The following is a 19666-nucleotide window of genomic DNA, read 5'->3' on the forward strand; positions in this document are numbered from 1 at the left end:
CACAAGCAAATATTAAAATTCAATTGTTCATCTTTATGCAATAAAGTTTTTAATTGCAGGGACTAAACGTTGTAGCAAATCATCAGCTTGCTCTTTATTCATATTCAACGCAGGCAGTAAACGTACCACATTGCCTGAGGTGACATTGATGATCAGTTTGTGTTCATCACGGGCAATATTGACTAATTCACCACAGTCTTTTGGTAATTCGATTCCAATCATCATACCAAAACCACGGACAGTCACATTTTGCGCTGCAAGTTGTGTGCGGAATTGATCGACTAAATATGCACCAATGTTAGCAGCATTTTCAACGATGTTTTCTTTTTGAATCAAATCAATCACAGTATATACAATACGTGAACCTAAGTGTGTGCCGCTATAAGTAGAACCATGATTGCCAGCAGTTAAAACACCTACACCACGACCTTGGGTCATGACAGCACCGATTGGGAAACCATTGCCCAAACCTTTTGCTGTGGTCATTACATCAGGAATGATGTTGGTATGTTGATAAGCAAAGTATTTACCTGTACGACCATTTCCAGTTTGAACTTCATCGAGCATCATGAGCCAGTTGTGCTGATTACAGATACGACGAATATCTTCTAGGTAGCTGAAGCCTTGTGGTGCAGTATTTACCCCACCTTCACCTTGAATTGGTTCAACTAAGATTGCAACAATATCTGGATGGTTAATTGCGGCTTCTTCAATCGCTTCAACATCACCAAAAGGTACACGGATAAAGCCTTCAACTAAGGGCGCAAACCCTTCCTGGACTTTTTTATTGCCTGTTGCAGATAGCGTTGCAAGAGTACGACCATGGAAAGAATGATCTGCTACAATGATTTTTGGGTTGGAGACACCCTGTAAATGACCAAATTTACGGGCAATTTTAATTGCACCTTCGTTAGACTCTGCACCACTGTTTGAGAAGAAAATTTCTTCCATACCAGACACTTCAGCAAGCTTTTGTGCAGCAGCAGTTTGCCAAGGCACTTCATAAATATTACTGGTGTGAATCAAAGTTGTAGCTTGATCTGCAATCGCTTCAGCGAGAACAGGATGTGCATGCCCTAAACCACATACTGCAATTCCTGTCAAAGCATCTAGATACTCAGTACCATCTTCAGTATACAGATAAGAACCTCGTCCTCGTACAAAGCTGATCGGTTGACGGCTAAATACAGGCATCAAATGCGATGGTTGATCAGGTTGTACCGGAGCGAGGGTAATGTTATTCATGACGAACTCTTATCTGAGGAGTGAAAAATTAAAAGATTATATAAGCAAAATATGACACAGATTTAAAGCCTAAATACAAATAAAAGTGGAAATAATCTTGAAGTCATACCCTTTATGGCGGATTTAGGTATAATGCACGCAGATGAGTTGAGGATTTAATCAATGACTGAACAAGCGCGTGATACAGAAGCGTTAATTCGCGATCAAATTGCTAAACATGCTGTACTACTTTATATGAAAGGTACACCGCAATTCCCACAATGTGGTTTCTCTGCACGTGCAGTAGAAGCACTTAGCCAAATTGGTCGTCCATTTGCTTATGTTAATATCTTGGAAAATCCAGATATTCGTGCAACTTTGCCATTAATTGCAAATTGGCCTACATTTCCACAATTATGGATCAATGGTGAGTTGATTGGTGGTAGTGATATTATGCTTGAAATGTTCCAAAATGGTGAGTTAAAACCGTTGGTTGAACAACACAGCCCAGCACCTGAAGCGTAATTGCCTAAGTTGTAGAAAAAGCACCGTCAGGTGCTTTTTTATTGTCTAAATTTGAAGAGCATAGATTATTTTTAGTGCTTTTAAATCAAAGTTTTATTTTAAATAAAAGAGATGGATATTGGGGAGTGGAGTTTTATTGCTGAAATTTTGCAAAATAGTCATTGAATTTACACCTATTTGACCACATCTTAATGAAAAAGCATTTTCATATTTTAAGAGACTAGAATTTATATGTTATTTCATTTACCTAAAGCGCCTGCTGAAATTCGTGTCAGCCATTTAAATGCACGTATTAACGAACAACGAAAAAGAATTGCACAAACTACAGCATCAAAACTTGAACTTTTGCAGCTCAGCCAACAATTTTCAAAAGAGGCCCGTGCACGCAAAAAAACTAACCAAAAAGTGTATGTATTGGATTTTAAAGGTGATGTACAAGCATCTGCAGTGGAAAATATACGTGAAGAAATCACCTTGATTTTAGCAACTGCAAAAGCAGGGCGTGATCGTGTTGTCGTGCGTTTGGAAAGTCCAGGTGGTATGGTGCATGGTTATGGTTTGGCGGCAGCGCAGTTGGTGCGTTTGCGTGATGCAGGTTTTCATTTGACGATTTGTGTTGATAAAGTTGCTGCAAGTGGCGGTTATATGATGGCGTGTATTGCGTCTGAAATTATTTCTGCACCTTTTGCTGTGGTAGGCTCGATTGGGGTCGTGGCACAAGTCCCTAATTTTAATCGTTTATTGAAAGAGCATAATATTGATTTTGAGCTGTATACCGCTGGACAATACAAACGTACGGTGACTATGTTCGGTGAAAATACCGAAGAAGGTAAAGCAAAATTTGAAGAAGAATTGCAACAAACCCATGCGTTATTTAAACACTTTGTGGAAAAATATCGTCCACAGTTGAATGTGGAAAAAGTCGCAACAGGTGAGCATTGGTATGGTGAGGATGCTTTAAATCTCAATTTAGTCGATAAATTGCAAACCTCAGATGAATATATACTCGGTTTGTTACCACAGCATGATGTTTATGTGATTCAAACTCGCCGTAAACCAACTTTAGGTGAAAAGTTGGGTTTACAAGCTGCGCAAATGGCAGATAACTTGATTCCTGCGGTGATGAATAAATTGGTTGATTCATTGACCAAAGCCAATGCAAGCTTAGTGCAAATGCGTGATCCAAAGCTTTAATGATCATTTAGATAATTCGCTAATGAATAAAAAGCCAATCATTAAAAGATTGCTTTTTATGGTCATTATTCATGTTTTATTTTGTTGTTTATAGATGATTAAACCTGTAAACATTGCTCCAATTGTTGCTAAAAACATATCTTTGTGCGCATCCCAGATATCGCCTTGTTGTCCATTATAATTTTCAGCTTGTTCAGGAGATAAGCCAATCGCAATCCACCATTCGATCCATTCATAAAATAAACTGCTTGCCATAATAAATTGAATCGTAATGAAAAATAATGTTTTAGCACGCAAGCTAGGTAACCACACTTGAAATAATCGATAGAAAAATGGGTATAAAAAGAGACCATACACCAAATGAACTAACCGATCATACATATTACGTTGCCATCCCATTACTTGATTTAAATCAAAATGGAAAATGGACTTAACCCAATCATTATAAGGTACGTATGAATAGAGATAATGTGCTGCGGAAACGTGAATCAATAAAAATAAAATATAAAGTAAAAAAGTGGAGTAATTTAGCCCGATTTTTTTAAGGCAAACAAATAGCATAATTAACATCAATCCAGTGCCAACTTGATGCAAAAGATAGGATTCAAACTCTAAGGGCTTGATACTTGCAATGATGATAGCAGCTGCAAGTACAGCAAGGGTGAGCCAATGTTTTGTGGTTAATTTATAATAAATCATAAGTATTTTTATCTTGATTTGATTTGAAATAGTGTAATGAAAATTTAAATTAAATGTATATTTAAATTGAACTTAACTGACAGTTTAATTGTTAAATATTCATGTGTTATTGATTGTAGTTTGTAAGTACTTTTGTTAGCGTAGGCATTTATTCAAATGCTGATTTCACTGAGGATATAATGGCTGGCATCGTCGTTTTAGACAAATCAACTTTAGTTACGTTGCAAAATTCAGAAAATAAACATGTCAGCTTAAATCAGGCATCTATTATTCGGTTGGGGTATAGCAAAGAACAAATCGCATCCGTTGAGCATAGTGGTAATAAAGCCATTATTATTCTTAAAAATGGTGAAAAAATTGTTTTAGAAAATTTCTTTCATGAAGGGAATGAAATACCTCATCAAATTTTACTGAGTAATGTTCAAGGGACTTTTGAAGAGTTAGTCGTCACTGATCAAGGTTATCAGATTAATTATAATCCTAAACGCATAATTGAAGAACTTGAAAAAAGTCAAACGCATATCACAAATGAAAGTCTTCAAACTGCACAAGCTGTAGAAGAAAATATTGCATGGTATGAAAAAGATTTAGTGAAACCTGCTTTAATTTTATTAGGCTTGGAAGGTGTTTATTTGGCGGCATTTCATGATAAAGATGATGACGATGACCATGTTGCAAATACGGATCTAGTCGCACCATCCGTACCAACAGGAGCATTAGATACTGAAGGTAAAGTTGTCACGGGTAAGGCAGAAGTAGGTGCAACGGTTTATGTGAAAGACTTATCAGGTAAGATACTTGGGCAAGCAACAGCAGATGCTGAAGGTAATTTTAAGCTAACCTTAGATCGTGAAGTGGTTAATAATGAAAAAGTGGTGATGTATGCCAAAGATGCAGCAGGTAATGAATCGAAACCTGCTGTGATTACAGGAACAAAAGACACCATTGCACCTGATGCAGCACAAGCACAAATCAATGATGCAGGCAGTATTGTTTCTGGTAAAGCAGAAGCTGGTGCAAAAGTTTATGTTTATGATTCAACAGGGAAAACAGTATTAGCTGGTCCTGTGACTGTGGCTTCGGATGGAACATTTTCAATAGCTGTGACACCTGCTTTAGCTCAAAGTGCAGAAGCGAAAATTATGGTGAAAGATGCTGCGGGTCATCAGTCTGAATTTAGTACAGTCATTGTTGGAAAAGATACTTTAGCTCCAGAGCAGCCTAATGTTGAAGTAAATGCAACGGGTGATCAAGTCAGTGGTCGTGCTGAGGCAAATAGTAAAATTACTGTAAAAAATAGTAAAGGTGAGGTGATTGCATCTGCAACTACAGATGACAAAGGGCATTTTACAGTTCAAATCAAGCCAGCTTTAGCTAAAGATGAAACAGCAAATCTGACAGTAACAGACTCTTCAGGTAATATTTCGAAAGATTTAGCAATAAAAGCAGGTATGGATATGATCGCTCCTGATGCGGTAACTGCTAAAATCAATGCTGAGGGAAATGAGGTTACAGGACAAGCTGGTGCAAATCAAAAAGTAGAAGTTTATAATAAAGAGGGTGATTTGCTTGGTTCAGGTGTCAGTGATGCAGCAGGAAAATTTACCATTATTTTAAAGAGTAGTTTGACTGATAAAGCAATTGCGAATATTTATACTTTTGATGCTGCAGGTAATAAATCAGAAGCGACTCAAGTCACAGGTACAGCAGATACTATTGCACCAAATAAAGTCGTATTAAAAGCTGTGACCGATGATGTTGGTGATAAACAAACAATTGCCAATAATGGAACAACGGATGATACGCGTCCTAAATTTGAAGGAACGGGTGAGACTGGTGCCGTTGTGACGATTTATGATAATGGTCAAGCAATTGCAACAGTTAAAGTGGAAAATGGTAAATGGACATTTACTCCAAGTACTGATTTAGCATTGGGTGAGCATAGTTTTACATTTACACAAATGGATGCGGCAAATAATAGTAGTCCAATGAGTGATGCTTTTAAGTTTACTGTGATTACACCTGAAGTAGCTGCAAAAATGGCGGTTGCAGATCTGAATGATAATGCAATTGCAGCAGTATTGGAGGATGTAGATGCGACAGAGCCTTTGAATGCAAATGAACATTCTGATGTTGCTACAGTGAATATTTCAACTTTGATGCAACAAGATACTTTGCTTGAAAATCAAGATATTGAATCAATATTGCATGATATTCCTACTACAAATGTGAATATGGATGTCGTACCAACAGCGGTATCAACTCAAAATGTTGCTATTCTGGCAAATATTAAAGTCGATGCATTGAATGATGAGTTGCTTACGCCTGTACTGAGCTTGGGCTAAATTTAAAATATGAAAAAAGCGGTGATTTTCATCGCTTTTTCTGCTTTTACACTGTATGTTTTAAATTTCTAAGGGGTGAATATGGTTGTAATTGAAGCATTTGAGGCAAAGCAAAATTGTTATTTTAATTATGATTTTGAAGAATTGTATCAATTGACAGATGATTTTCCTGAAGAACTTTCAGTATCTTTACGTGGCATGTTATATCGCCATGAAATCAAATATCCTAATGCGACGTATTATATTTATTTCAGTGATATTTTGACGGGTGAAGAACTCGAAAAAATGAAAGCGGATTGGATGCGTTATTGCCCATTAGCTTAGTTTTATTTTTATAAAAGTAAATATATTTGTGGATCAGCACAGCCTCATCTTTTGTGTAACATTTAGATTGATTCGCGTAGGCGTTGCCTCACTTTTGAAGGATGAGGAATATATTCCGTAAGAGTGACAAAAATCCTTTGTTGAGCAAAGGGGACTTCCTTGTCCCCTTGCTCAACGGCGACATCCATGTCGCCTTACGAGATAGTACCGCTGATATTGAAAGCTTATGAGTTGAGGTTATTTATTTTATATATTGAAATTCTAAAAATACATTACCTCATAGGATATTAAATGAATTTAAAGATTGGTATTAAGAATAATCAATCGCATCTTTTAAAATCCAATAAATAAACGAAGCCGAAGCTTCGTTTATTTATTTTAAATGGGTCTAAAAATTAAATTTTAGAAATCAAATCTTTAATTTGTTTTGCTTGTTCAGCCGCATTACCTGTATATGTAGCAGGTGTCATCTCAGCTAAACGTGCACGATCCGCAGCAGGAACGGCTTCAAGCTCGTTACCATTGACGAAATCAACCATCATGTCACGTGTCATTGCTTGACCACGAGTTAATGCTTTTAATTTTTCGTATGGTTTTTCAACGTTATAACGACGCATAACAGTTTGAATCGGTTCAGCTAAAACTTCTTGAGCATGATCAAGATCTTCAAGAATACGAGCAGCATTCAATTCAAGTTTACCAATGCCTTTTAAGCACGCTTCAAAAGCGATTAAGCTTTGTGCCAAACCAACACCCATGTTACGAAGCACAGTAGAGTCAGTTAAGTCACGTTGCCAACGAGAAATTGGTAATTTTTCGCCAAGGTGCGCAAGTACAGCATTCGCAATACCTAAGTTACCTTCAGAGTTTTCGAAGTCAATTGGATTTACTTTATGTGGCATAGTTGAAGAACCCACTTCGCCATCTTTCAAACGTTGTTTGAAGAAACCAAGTGAGATGTAGCCCCAAACGTCACGGTTAAAGTCGATCAATACTGTGTTGAAGCGACGTAAAGCATCGAACATTTCAGCGATATAATCGTGTGGTTCGATTTGAGTGGTGTATGGGTTGAACGTTAAACCTAAAGATTCAACAAATGCTTGTGAGTGCGCAGGCCAGTTGATTTCTGGGTAAGCAGAGTAGTGCGCATTGTAGTTACCCACTGCACCGTTGATTTTACCCAATAATTCAACTTGGTTGAATTGTTTGATTTGGCGAGCTAAACGGTAAGCCACGTTCGCCATTTCTTTACCCAAAGTTGTCGGACTTGCAGTTTGACCATGTGTACGAGACAACATTGGTTGTTCTGCATGAGTTTCAGCTAAAGCAGCAATCGCATCAACGATTTGTTGCATTGATTCAACTAGAACTGCACGACCATTTTTCAGCATTAAAGCATGTGAAAGGTTGTTGATGTCTTCAGAAGTACATGCAAAGTGAATGAACTCACCTGCATTTTTAAGTTCTGCGATGTCAGCAATTTGTTCTTTCAAGAAGTATTCAACTGCTTTTACGTCATGGTTGGTTGTGCGTTCAATTTCTTTAATGCGGTTGGCATTGTCTTCTGAGAAGTTTGCAACAATTGCATCTAAAGCGGCGTTAGTTTCTGCTGAAAATGCAGGAACTTCAGTGATTTCAGGACGGTTAGCAAGCGCTTGTAACCAACGCACTTCAACAGTCACACGAGCATGGATTAAACCAAACTCAGAGAGGAAAGGACGGAGAGCATCACATTTGCTCGCATAGCGTCCATCTAATGGCGAAAGTGCAGTTAAAGCGTTCATAGAGATTCCTTAAAATTTGGAATTAAACGAAAAGCGAAAAGATGCTGCTTCATTTTCATTCAAGTTATACAACCTGATATTGAAGTCGAGCAAGATCTTGAATATCTCGTAGCAATTTACGTTTGCTAAAAATCATTGCCCAAGAACTACCACCGAGCTGACGCCAAAGATGCGCCATTTGTAAACCTGTAAATAAACAGGCACGAATACGGTTAGTATGAGATGGGTCTTTAAAGGCTTCAGCATTGCCACGTACTAAAATACGAGGATTGATTTGTCCAGCGGTATCGACATAGGTTTGTGCGAGATTGGCAATAATACTTGGGTGAGTATAATCGTTATCGAAAAAGGACAGTTGTTTTAAGATTTTTTGTTGAGATTTTTCAATAATTTCGACGAATTTAGGATTACCATAAACTTTTTTTTCTAAGGCTAATAACGCCATTGCATAGGACATGGGCAGTTTGGCATTCGATAATTTTGGAATTTTGGACTTTGGTGCAGGATTAAAAGGCTGGGTGATGCTACCTTCTAAAGTCTTTAAACCTAAGGAAATATCAGATAATTTACAAAAAAAGTCTAAAGTTTGAGAGGATTGATTCTCTGTAGGGCGGATATTTAGGCTGGCTTTGATCAATTGTTCAAAATAGAAATTACCACTTTCACCAATACTTTGACGTCCTGACATTGCGGTCATATGGGTGAGCTGTGTTGCTTGAAACACAGCTGCTAACGCCAAAGCTTTATTTTGGCGTGGATTCAAAGTTTGAGGCTGTTGAAAGGGTAGATCAACCATGCCTAAATTCCTTGCAGTTTGTTGAATAACTTAATCAATAAAATCAGGTTTTGGTGCATTGGTATGATGAATAACACCACCACCTAGGCAGATGTCATCCACATAGAACACCACACTTTGACCAGGTGTGACTGCACGTTGAGGTTCATCAAACTCCACACGTACCCCGTTCGGTGTACTTGGATCTTTAAATAAAGTACACATTTGATCGGGCTGGCGATAACGTGTTTTCGCAGTACATTTAAAACCAGCTTCAGGAATGTCCTGCTCACCAGCCACCCAATCAATCGCTTCAGACCATAAAATGGTACTTTGCATCAAAGGATGTTCATGACCTTGACCAATGACGAGGCGGTTATTTTCAATGTCTTTATGTAGAACGAACCATGCACCTTCTTCAGCACCTTTGAGACCGCCTAAACCAATCCCACCACGCTGACCGAGCGTATAGTACATTAAGCCATGATGTTCACCAACCTCTTTTCCTGTATCTAGCACAATTTTTCCAGGTTGGGCAGGTAAATACTGCTTTAAAAAGTCATTAAAACGGCGTTCACCAATAAAACAAATCCCTGTAGAGTCTTTTTTCTTGGCAGTGGCTAAACCGAGTTCTTCTGCAATTTTACGCACTTCAGGCTTTTCAATTTCACCCACAGGAAACAAAGTTTTATTGATTTCACGACCATGTACAGCATGCAGGAAATAGGTTTGATCTTTATTTTGATCTACACCCCGCAGTAGAGGTGCATATTCCTCACCACGTGAATTAGTTACAGTTTCACCTCGACGGCAATAATGTCCAGTCGCAATAAAGTCAGCACCTAAGTTCACAGCATGGTCTAAAAATGCACGGAATTTAATTTCTTTATTACAGAGAATGTCTGGATTCGGTGTGCGACCTGCCGCATATTCCTGTAAAAAATGCTCAAAGACACGATCCCAATATTCCATGGCAAAGTTAGCCGTGTGCAGTTTGATGCCGATTTTGTCACAGACAGCCTGTGCATCAGCAAGGTCTTCCATTGCCGTACAGTATTCCGTGCCGTCATCTTCTTCCCAGTTTTTCATGAAAAGCCCTTCAACCTGATAACCCTGTTGAAGTAAAAGTGCAGCAGAAACAGATGAATCTACACCACCCGACATACCGACGATGACACGTTGTTGCATAGGACTAGGCATCCAAATTTGAAATGAGAGGAGAGTTTTGATGCTCATAAACGAGCGAAAGTGGGTATTTTTGCCCAGAAAGTGCATCTTGTACAGCTTTAATCACTAAGGGGCTGCGGGCGCGGGCTGAATTGACCAATTCATCAAGGCTCATCCATTTTGGACCGACAATGCCTGTATCAAGTTCAGCTTCGGGGAAATATTCCAACACATGTGCTAAAAAGCAAAATCTATAATAAGTACGGTCAGGAAACATGGGTGGAGTATAAGTATAGATACCAAGCAGGGAATCGACTTCTACAGCATGACCAGTTTCTTCCATGGTTTCACGAACAGCGGCTTGGACTATAGATTCACCACATTCCACATGTCCTGCGGGTTGGTTAAATACCGTGTGTGTCACGCCTTCTGTATGTTCTTCAACAAAAAGAAATTTTCCGTCTTTTTCTACAACTGTAGCGACGGTAACATGAGGAGTCCAAGAGGTCATAACCAAAACCGAGGGAAATAAAGCGCTATTCTACAAAATTTTGGCAAGAGTGGCTATGTTTTGAATGGATTTGTCTCTGGATTTTGATTGAAAGTGTTTTGACCATTTGAGTGTATTTGAAAGGTTAAATATGAAAAAAAGAGCAGAGGATCAGTCTGCTCTTGATGATTTAGCTATAAAATAAATTTTCAATAAAATTATAATTCTGAGTCTTTATACAAATACGCATAACTTACATAACAACAAGCAATAAAAATTAAACAACAGATAAAACCAACTCTCATTTCAGGATCGAACACCATACTGATACAGGTAATAAAACAGAACACAAAACCTAAAATTGGTACGATAGGAAATAAAGGTGCGGCAAAACCTAATTCCTCTTTACGACGACCAGCTTTGTACCATTCACGACGAAAATTAAACTGGCTCCAACAAATACTCATCCATACTACAACCATGGTAAATGCGGCAACACCAAGTAAATTTTTGAAAATGGTTTCAGGTGCAAAATGTTCAGACAATAAACCCGGCAATGCACCGAGCATTGTGACCATTACAGCGATATAAGGAATACCACGAGCATTCAGTTTCGAAAAAACGGTTGGCAACTGCTTTTTGGCAGACAATGACCACATCATCCGAGATGCTGCAAAAAGACCTGAATTGGCAGCAGACAATAATGCTGTAATGATCACAAAACGAATAATGTCTTCTGCATAAGGAATACCAATATGGTTGAATACAGTAACAAAGGGACTGCTACTGACCCCTTCAGCATTTAATCCCGCCATTTCATGTGGTAATAGAGCACTGATCACAATGATCGTACCCACAAAGAAAATCAATAAACGCCAAATAGCTGTATTGATGGCTTTAGGGACATTTTTGGCAGGATCTTTGGTTTCACCCGCAGCAACCCCAATGAGTTCTGTTCCTGAAAATGCAAAATTCACAATTAGCATGGTGGTAAAAATAGGAATAAGCCCATTGGGAAACCAATCATTGCCTGTTAAATTGCTAAATAATGGTGCAGAACTATAGCCTTCGTAATTTATAAACCCAAAAATTGCCAACAAGCCTAAGAGAATAAAAGCCACTACTGTGATAACTTTGACTAAAGATAGCCAAAATTCAGACTCTGCAAACCAACGTGTAGAACTCATATTTAGTCCAAACACTACGGCTGCAAAAATAATGGTCCATAGCCACATAGAAATTTGAGGAAACCATTCCTGCATTAACAATGCTGCAGCAGTAAATTCTGTCCCTAGAGTTGCTGACCACGTAAGCCAATACAGCCATGTCACAGTATAACCTGTGGCAGGACCAATATATTTTTGGGCATATGTCCCAAAAGAGCCAGATTCAGGCATGTGAACTGCAAGTTCACCCAAACATAGCATCACCATATAGGCAATGATACCGCCCAAAATATAGGAAATAATGGCGCCAATCGGTCCCGTTTGCGCAATAACTTCACCTGAACCTAAAAATAAGCCCGTACCAATCGCACCACCCAGTGAGATCATCACTAAGTGTCGGGTGCTCATCGCACGTTTTAAGGGTGCAGAATTCCCTTGTGATGGGGCTTCATGCTGCGTGTGAGGTGATTGCATAAAAATCATTTAGCTAAATAACGAAGCGCAACATTGTAGGTGTTATTGATGCGGAGTTCAAAGAAGAATTAATAAAGTAAATACAATTGTCATGATGATGTTGTATTGTGAACGATTAGAGATTAATTGAATCAGTTCAAGCGAGAATAGTTTTAGGTAATGGGTAGAGGGTGAAAAATGTGCAAAATATTACAAATTGATCAAATGAAATAAGTGATTAAAATAAGAAAATTTAGAAAAAAAGTGTAGCTTAGATATAAGCAGAGAATATAAAATATATGGCGACCCTACGGGGATTCGAACCCCGGTTACCGCCGTGAAAGGGCGATGTCCTAGGCCTCTAGACGATAGGGTCGTTTAGAAGATGGCGCTATCTTATTGATCCGCCATCAAAGTGTCAAGTACATGAGGAGACAGTTTGTTCAAAATATAACAAAACAGTTCAGCTGTTTTTTGAGTATCATACAAAGCAGAATGAGCTTCTTTGCCATCAAACTCGATACCAGCTTGGATACATGATTTTGCTAAAACTGTTTGCCCAAACATCACAGCACTTAAAGTTACCGTGTCAAAAACCGAAAAACTATGGAATGGGTTTTGATTTTTAGTGCTTGTTCGTGCAATTGCTGCTTTTAGAAAACCCAAATCAAAATGTGCATTGTGTCCAACAAGAACAGCATGTGTACATTGTTGTTGACGACGAACTTCATTTACTGCTTTAAAAATACGTTTCAAAGCTGTTTTTTCATCTTCAGCCATCGCAATACGCATTGGATTGGAGGGATCGATGCCAATAAATTCTAATGAACGTCGATCTAAATTTGCACCCTCAAACGGATTGATGTGCGCATGATGTGCCTCACCAGGTACAAATTTACCATCAGCATCATAGATGATCGGAATACACGCAATTTCAAGTAATGCATCTGTATCAGCATTGAAGCCTGCAGTTTCAACATCAACAACGACAGGTAAAAAACCACGAAATCGTTGTGCGATTACAGGCTGTATTTCAGTTGTCACACTTTTCTCCATTGGATGGTCTTACCCGCATACAACGGAATAATTTTTTCGCCATCCAAGTAGTCAAAACTTTCAGGAATAACTTGGTCTTCTTTTACAAGTGTAATGGTTTCAGTATTACGAGGTAAACCGTAAAAATCTGCACCAAAATGGCTTGCAAAACCTTCTAAACGTTCGATTTTACCCACTTGATCAAAAGCTTGCGCATATAATTCAATCGCAGTTGGGGCACTATAGCAACCTGCACAACCACAAGCATTTTCTTTTGCATTTTTAGAATGTGGAGCACTGTCAGTACCTAAGAAAAACTTAGGATTAGCACTAGTTGCAACTTCAAGCAAGGTCTGTTGGTGTGTTTGGCGTTTTAAGATCGGTAAGCAATAGAAGTGAGGTTTTATTCCACCCACCAACATGTCATTACGGTTGAACAATAAATGTTGCGGAGTAATAGTCGCAGCGACATTACGATCTTGTTCCAGTACAAAATGCGCAGCTTCACTGGTGGTAATGTGTTCTAAAACCAATTTTAATTTTGGAAATTGTCTTAATAATGGTGCTAATACTTCATCAAGAAAACGTTTTTCACGATCGAAAATATCAACATGATGATGTGTGACTTCCCCATGTAACAATAATGGTACTTGATGCTCTTCAAGTTGTTCAATCACAGCATATACTTTACGAATGTCACTTACACCATTATCTGAGTTGGTGGTTGCACCTGCTGGATAAAGCTTAATGGCATTTACATGTGCTGAATCTTTGATTTTCTTAACTTCAGATGGTTCAGTATGATCCGTAAAATACAACACCATCCGAGGGTCAAAAGATAGATCTTCAGGTACGTGTGCGAGAATACGTTCACGATAAGCCAAAGCTTCTTCAACTGTTTTTACAGGAGGAACAAGATTTGGCATACAAATTGCGCGTGCAAATTGACGAGCTAAATCTGGAACAGTACGTTTTAAAGCAAGCCCATCACGTAGGTGTGCATGCCAATCATCGGGCTGAAGAAGAGTAATCGTGTTCAAGGCTGTTCTTACTGAGAGAAATAAGATAGATAATAATCCATTCCAACTAAAATGGTAACCGCTATTTTGAACTTGCTAAAAATCAGTATGATTTGTGAGTGCTAAATAGATATTTTTTAATCGATATCTTGTGATTTACATATTAAACAAGCATGATATTTTATCTATGAATGATGTATCAATATTTTGAAATATGTGAATAGATGATTTGGATAGATATTGAATATTCTTATGTTTAATCAAGTGAGAAAAGAATAGATTTTGCCATGATAAAAAGTGAAATAATAATTCACTTTTTACTTAATAAAGTGTTAAATTTATCACACTTTAAGGGTATTTGTTTTGGGTGGATATTGTACTTGATTAGGTTTTTAGTACAATTAACAAATTGATATTAAATGAAATATTTAAATAAGTTTTACTTTAAATAAAGTATACTATATTGCTAAAGTATTTTAAAAAATTGATCATATTTACTGCATATAAGTAGCTAAAGATTTGTTTTTTAATATTTAAAATGAGATGAATAGAGAGTAAAAAATGCGCAAAACTGTGCCATTCATCATGTTGCTAACATGCTTCACGATTTTGAATTCATCTGCTTATGCTGCTACAAGCAATGCAGTGAATGATGAAAAAAAGACCACACAAGTTCAGCCTACTGCAGCAGTAAGTTGGAGTAAAGATGCGATGAATAATGCTGTATGGTCAGCACAACTTGCGCGGGGGCAGTATCCTGCCTATGCACGTGCGCAAGTTATGCTGAATAATTTGCATGCATCACCGGGTCCAATTGATGCTAAAAGTGGTAAAAATTTTCTTAAAGCAATTTCTGCTTATCAGCAGATGAATGGCTTAGAAATTACAGGTGTGCTCAATCAAGCGACATGGAATAGTCTTGTGACACACCAAAAACAGCCCGCATTTACCGAATATAGTATTACAGCACAAGACCTGAAAGGACCTTTTGCAAAAAGTATTCCGCGTAATTACGCATTACAAGCCAAAATGAAAGGTTTGTATTACACACGTATTACGGAATTGCTGGGTGAAAAATTTCATATTGATGAAGATTTTTTAAGACAAATCAATCCAAAAGTCAATTTCAATAAAGTGGGTCAAAAAATTATTGTGCCAAATGTACGTAATGATTTGTCAGATGATATTACTTTGATTGTGGCACATAAAGGCGCGCGCCAATTGTATTTGTTTAACCATTTAAATCAGTTAGTGGGCTCTTTCCCTGCAACGATTGGTGGGGCAGATACACCATCTCCGAAAGGAACACATAAAGTCGTTAAAGTAGCAGCAAATCCATATTATGGTTATTCACCAAAAAACTTTGTACAAGGTGGTAACAAAAAGCCATTAACTCTACCGCCTGGTCCAAATGGTCCTGTAGGAAATATGTGGATTGCACTCAGTAAACCATCTTTTGGAATTCATGGTACACCAAATCCCTCTTTGATTTCTAAGACAGCATCACATGGTTGTATTCGTCTTACCAACTGGGATGCAAATGATCTGGGACGTAAGGTACAAGAAGGTGCAGTGGTTAAGTTTTTAGAATAATTTAAAACGTTATTTTACTTATTTTAAAAAGGCAGTTTACTGCCTTTTTTTGTTTAATTTTATTTAATGTATTTTGTATTTTATTTAAAATAGTGTGATGTTTCTTATATTAATTTATAAAAGTGTGATTTATTTTTAATTATTTAAAGTAGAAATTAATGATTTCATTATGTTATTTACAGTGTTAATCTAATCTCAAAATAAATGACTCACTATCCATTGACATAATGGAATGCGAAAGTAAGTAATCAATAGATGAATAGTAATATAGAAGATAATCCTGATATTCAATACTTGCAAAAACAACGAGAAGAATGTGAGTCTTTGCTTGAAAATCAGTCAAAAAGTATGTTGTCATTGTTTTCTAAATCTTTGGAAAGGAAGTTTTGGCAAGATCGTGAAGATCGTTTAACTAAACTGATCGTGAGAGCATTTATACCTGCGACTATTTTTTATTTTCTATTTGAATTAATCAGTCTCCCGATTAATTATTTTACCACTGAGATAGCACATCGAAAGCATGATGTACTTTTAACTTTAATATCATATACCACAGGTTGGATTGCTTTATTTAGTATTTATATTATGGCAAAACATCCTGTGTGGAAAAAATATTATCGCTATGTTGTCACTACTGTGATTGCAGTTGGTTTAAGTGTTGTACAAACGGTATTGTTTTTAACACAAGCTCTTTCAATGACATGGCGTGGTACATTAATTATCGTTTTTGCCCTCATGTTTGCTTATATTTGCTCAGGTTTACGCCCATTATACACATTTTTTGCGGGCATGGTTTCGGCAGTCATCACTTGTATTGTTTTATGGATAAGTCAAAAATATGTACCACCATGGGTATTATTTAATGTCTTGGTATTGGGGAATTTGGTCGGTTTAGGTTTATCTGTTTTAACGATTTCACCTGAGCGTATTCGCTTTTTACAGTCGATTATGATTGATTTGGATAAAAAAATATATGCATCTTTAAATGATCATTTAGTTCAAATTAGTCATCAAGACACTTTAACATTATTGGCAAATCGCCGTGGTTTTGAGCAGCAATTGGCGAAGAGTTTATATTATGCAAAAGATAGACATCAGCCTTTAGCTTTATTATTCATTGATGTTGATTTTTTTAAACGTTTTAATGATCATTATGGGCATCAGCATGGAGATATTGCATTAATTGCTGTGGCAGAAGTTTTAAAGAATAATATTCGAGAACATGATGTTGCGATACGTTATGGTGGTGAAGAATTTATTATTTTATTAAATAACTCTACAGAGCAAGCTGCCATTCATGTAGCAAAACGGCTTTTAGAAGAAGTTCGAAAACAAAAAATACCACATGAATACTCTTTAATTTCTGAGTGTTTAACCATTAGTATTGGTGTGACTTTATATACAGGAAAAGAGAATATTTTAGAACAAGATATTTTAAAAGTTGCAGACAATGCATTATATCAAGCTAAAAATAAAGGTAGAGATCAGTATATTTTTATTCCTATTGTTTAGATAGTAAATATGACGAGATGGTGGGTAAAGTCAAACAACAGGATGTATTATAATTATCCATCTGGCACTGCTATTCAGCATGATGTACATAGTCAGCCATAGTACAAAGCGTTATGATAGTGAGACTCTTGCATTGGACTAAATTATGAAAATTGTTGCAGATGAAAATCTCGCATTTACCGAATATTTTTTTGCTGAATTTGGCGATATTCATCAAGCAGCAGGGCGTAGTTTAAATCATGACAATGTGATAGATGCTGAAGCATTATTGGTGCGATCAGTCACAAAAGTGAATGAACAACTGATTCAAAATACACCACTTAAATTTGTGGGCAGTGCCACGATTGGTACTGACCATCTCGATATATCAGCAATCGAAGCACAGCAAATTGCTTGGTCAAATGCGGCAGGGTGTAATGCACAAGCGGTGGCAGAATATGTAATCACTGCATTATTAAAGTTGAATCCAACACTTTTATCGCAAAATAACCAATTTACTTTAGGCATTATTGGTTTGGGGAATGTGGGTTCACGTTTGGCTTATATGGCGAAACTTTTGGGTTGGAATGTCATCGGTTATGATCCTTTTGTACAGCATCATGATATTCAACAGGTTGAATTAGAAGAATTACTCAAAAATTCCGATGCAATCACGACACATGTGCCATTAACGAAATCAGGTGAGTATCCAACCTATCATTTGATCAATGAACATGCATTGAGTTTAATGAAAAGCAATGCAATTTTAATCAATTCTGCACGTGGTCCTGTCGTGTCAGAAACAGCGTTGATCGCAGATATTCAAGAAAATAAGCGTCAAGTTGTACTCGATGTATTTGAGCATGAGCCTGAAATTTCACAACAATTATTAGATTTAGTGACCATCGTGACACCACATATTGCAGGTTACAGCTTGGAAGGCAAGGCACGTGGTACACAAATGATTTACGAAGCCTTTTGTAAAACTTTTGATTATCCTGCACATAAAAAATTTGAATCACAACTTCCTGCATGTGATCAATATTTCTATGGCAATAGCATTAAGCAAACGCTAAAAGAGCATTTGACTGATATTTATGATATTTCACGTGATGATCAAAATCTTCGAGCTTGTTTAAAAGATGGAAAAGTAGATCAAAAAGCCTTTGATTATTTGCGCAAAACCTATCCTTTACGCCGTGAATGGGCTGCGCATGGAGGTCCTAAAGCATGAGCGAATCTGTAAATTATCAGCCGACTTGCGATTTAAAAGCGTTAAAAGCCCGTGCCAAAATGTATGCTCAACTTCGTCAGTTTTTTGCGGAACGTGATGTGTTGGAGGTGGAAACACCTGTACTTTCTCAAGCGGGCGTGACGGATGTGCATTTGGCTTCTGTGCAGGCACAGCGTCATGTACAAGGCAAAAAACTAACCCATTATTTACAGACTTCACCTGAGTTTGCCATGAAGCGTTTGCTTGCAAGTGGCAGTGGGGCGATTTATCAGATTTGTAAAGTCTTTCGTGATGATGAGCATGGGCGTAAACACAATAGTGAATTCACTATGTTGGAATGGTATCGCCCTGAGTTTTCACTGAAAGATTTGATGCTGGAAGTTACTGATTTACTCAATGTGGTTTTGGTTGAGCGTTTTGGTGAAGTTCGCCCGAGCATTTACAGTTATAAACATGCGTTTATGGATCGTTTGGATTTAAATCCATTGCAAGCGACTTTAAAAGAATTAAAAGATGCTTGTCGCCGTGTAGGTTTAAATTTGGATTTGGGTGATGATCGTTTGGGTTATATTGACCTTCTGTTTTCTCACATGGTTGAGCCAAGTTTAGGTTTTGATACGCCTGTATTTTTAACTGATTTTCCACCTGAAATGGCGTCACTTGCCAAGACACGTATTGATGAAGATGGGGAATTGGTTGCAGCTCGTTTTGAGTTGTATATCGAAGGTTTGGAACTTGCCAATGCTTATGATGAACTGATTGATGCAGATGTTTTGCGTGGGCGTTTTGAAGCGGATAATGCTGAGCGTAAAAAGTTGGGCTTACATGTGATGCCAATAGATGAGTATTTGCTTGCCGCATTACCGAATATGCCTGAATGTTCAGGGATTGCTTTGGGGATTGATCGTTTGTTGATGGTTGTGACCAATCAAATGAAGTTGGAAAAGGTGGTGAGTTTTACGGCAGATGTGTCGTGAGGGATTTAAAACTAAAAGGTACTTTTAGTTGCAAAATGTATCAAAATTGCTAAAAAAGAAAGCGACTTGTTTATGAGTCGCTTTTTTGTGGATGAATGGTGGTTTTTAAATGGTGAATAACAGTGTATTTCGCATAAAGACCATTATGTTAAATGGGAGAAATTTTGTGAG

Annotated in this window: 17 protein-coding genes and 1 tRNA gene; 8 read left to right on the plus strand and 10 right to left on the minus strand. The window is 37.5% G+C overall.

Translation table 11 applies throughout. The features are described from left to right. Positions 1-33: 33 nt before the first annotated feature. Positions 34-1245 carry an aspartate aminotransferase family protein gene (locus AVJ19_RS05395; RefSeq protein ID WP_111858754.1) on the minus strand — a complete coding sequence of 404 codons (1212 nt, stop codon included), beginning with the start codon at positions 1243-1245 and terminating at the stop codon, positions 34-36. A 162-nt stretch (positions 1246-1407) separates the two neighbouring features. Here AVJ19_RS05395 and grxD point away from each other — a divergent pair, with 162 nt between their 5' ends. Continuing rightward, positions 1408-1749, plus strand: a complete 342-nt coding sequence (grxD, locus tag AVJ19_RS05400; RefSeq protein ID WP_111858755.1) for a Grx4 family monothiol glutaredoxin — start codon at positions 1408-1410, stop codon at positions 1747-1749. A gap of 231 nt (positions 1750-1980) precedes the next feature. Beyond that, a complete protein-coding gene (gene sohB / locus AVJ19_RS05405; protein WP_111858756.1) occupies positions 1981-2943 on the plus strand; it encodes a protease SohB in 963 nt (320 codons plus the stop codon). Positions 2944-3012: 69 nt separating this feature from the next. Here the strand turns inward: sohB and AVJ19_RS05410 are convergent, their stop codons facing one another. Further along, positions 3013-3642, minus strand: a complete 630-nt coding sequence (locus AVJ19_RS05410; protein WP_111858757.1) for a DUF2238 domain-containing protein — start codon at positions 3640-3642, stop codon at positions 3013-3015. Positions 3643-3821: 179 nt separating this feature from the next. Between AVJ19_RS05410 and AVJ19_RS05415 the strand changes: the two genes are divergently transcribed. Next, positions 3822-5987 carry an Ig-like domain-containing protein gene (locus AVJ19_RS05415; RefSeq protein ID WP_111858758.1) on the plus strand — a complete coding sequence of 722 codons (2166 nt, stop codon included), beginning with the start codon at positions 3822-3824 and terminating at the stop codon, positions 5985-5987. Between the two features lie 81 nt (positions 5988-6068). Further along, entirely contained in the window at positions 6069-6311 is a 243-nt protein-coding gene (locus AVJ19_RS05420; protein WP_111858759.1) for a hypothetical protein, read from the plus strand. A 395-nt stretch (positions 6312-6706) separates the two neighbouring features. On the opposite strand, the gene purB is transcribed toward AVJ19_RS05420, so the two are convergent. The 8 genes from purB to pyrC form a co-directional block, all read right to left on the minus strand. Then, the gene (purB, locus tag AVJ19_RS05425; protein WP_111858760.1) at positions 6707-8095 is read right to left on the minus strand and encodes an adenylosuccinate lyase; all 1389 of its coding nucleotides are present in this window, start codon (positions 8093-8095) and stop codon (positions 6707-6709) included. Positions 8096-8159: 64 nt separating this feature from the next. Further along, positions 8160-8891, minus strand: coding sequence for a high frequency lysogenization protein HflD (gene hflD / locus AVJ19_RS05430; protein ID WP_111858761.1), 732 nt, complete (start codon positions 8889-8891; stop codon positions 8160-8162). A gap of 30 nt (positions 8892-8921) precedes the next feature. Further along, complete coding sequence (mnmA, locus tag AVJ19_RS05435; RefSeq protein ID WP_111858762.1) at positions 8922-10058, minus strand: tRNA 2-thiouridine(34) synthase MnmA; 1137 nt, start codon at positions 10056-10058, stop codon at positions 8922-8924. A 4-nt stretch (positions 10059-10062) separates the two neighbouring features. Next, positions 10063-10548, minus strand: coding sequence for an NUDIX hydrolase (locus AVJ19_RS05440; protein ID WP_111858763.1), 486 nt, complete (start codon positions 10546-10548; stop codon positions 10063-10065). 197 nt (positions 10549-10745) lie between these two features. Further along, the gene (locus AVJ19_RS05445) at positions 10746-12167 is read right to left on the minus strand and encodes an amino acid permease (protein WP_111858780.1); all 1422 of its coding nucleotides are present in this window, start codon (positions 12165-12167) and stop codon (positions 10746-10748) included. Positions 12168-12446: 279 nt separating this feature from the next. Then, a tRNA-Glu gene (locus AVJ19_RS05450) sits at positions 12447-12522 on the minus strand. Positions 12523-12542: 20 nt separating this feature from the next. After that, a complete protein-coding gene (gene rnt / locus AVJ19_RS05455) occupies positions 12543-13202 on the minus strand; it encodes a ribonuclease T (RefSeq protein WP_111858764.1) in 660 nt (219 codons plus the stop codon). Continuing rightward, a complete protein-coding gene (pyrC, locus tag AVJ19_RS05460; RefSeq protein ID WP_111858765.1) occupies positions 13187-14221 on the minus strand; it encodes a dihydroorotase in 1035 nt (344 codons plus the stop codon). Before pyrC ends, rnt begins: the two co-directional genes overlap by 16 nt. Positions 14222-14761: 540 nt before the next feature. Between pyrC and AVJ19_RS05465 the strand changes: the two genes are divergently transcribed. From AVJ19_RS05465 to epmA, 4 genes are all read left to right on the plus strand, one after another. Continuing rightward, positions 14762-15793, plus strand: a complete 1032-nt coding sequence (locus tag AVJ19_RS05465; protein ID WP_111858766.1) for a L,D-transpeptidase family protein — start codon at positions 14762-14764, stop codon at positions 15791-15793. Between the two features lie 255 nt (positions 15794-16048). Beyond that, complete coding sequence (locus AVJ19_RS05470; protein ID WP_111858767.1) at positions 16049-17305, plus strand: diguanylate cyclase; 1257 nt, start codon at positions 16049-16051, stop codon at positions 17303-17305. A 145-nt stretch (positions 17306-17450) separates the two neighbouring features. Next, entirely contained in the window at positions 17451-18518 is a 1068-nt protein-coding gene (locus AVJ19_RS05475) for a 4-phosphoerythronate dehydrogenase (RefSeq protein WP_111858768.1), read from the plus strand. After that, complete coding sequence (gene epmA / locus AVJ19_RS05480) at positions 18515-19495, plus strand: EF-P lysine aminoacylase EpmA (RefSeq protein WP_111858769.1); 981 nt, start codon at positions 18515-18517, stop codon at positions 19493-19495. Before AVJ19_RS05475 ends, epmA begins: the two co-directional genes overlap by 4 nt. Positions 19496-19666 lie beyond the last annotated feature (171 nt).

The organism is Acinetobacter sp. CFCC 10889 (genome assembly GCF_003268395.1).
In the GTDB taxonomy this organism is placed as follows: Bacteria; Pseudomonadota; Gammaproteobacteria; order Pseudomonadales; family Moraxellaceae; genus Acinetobacter.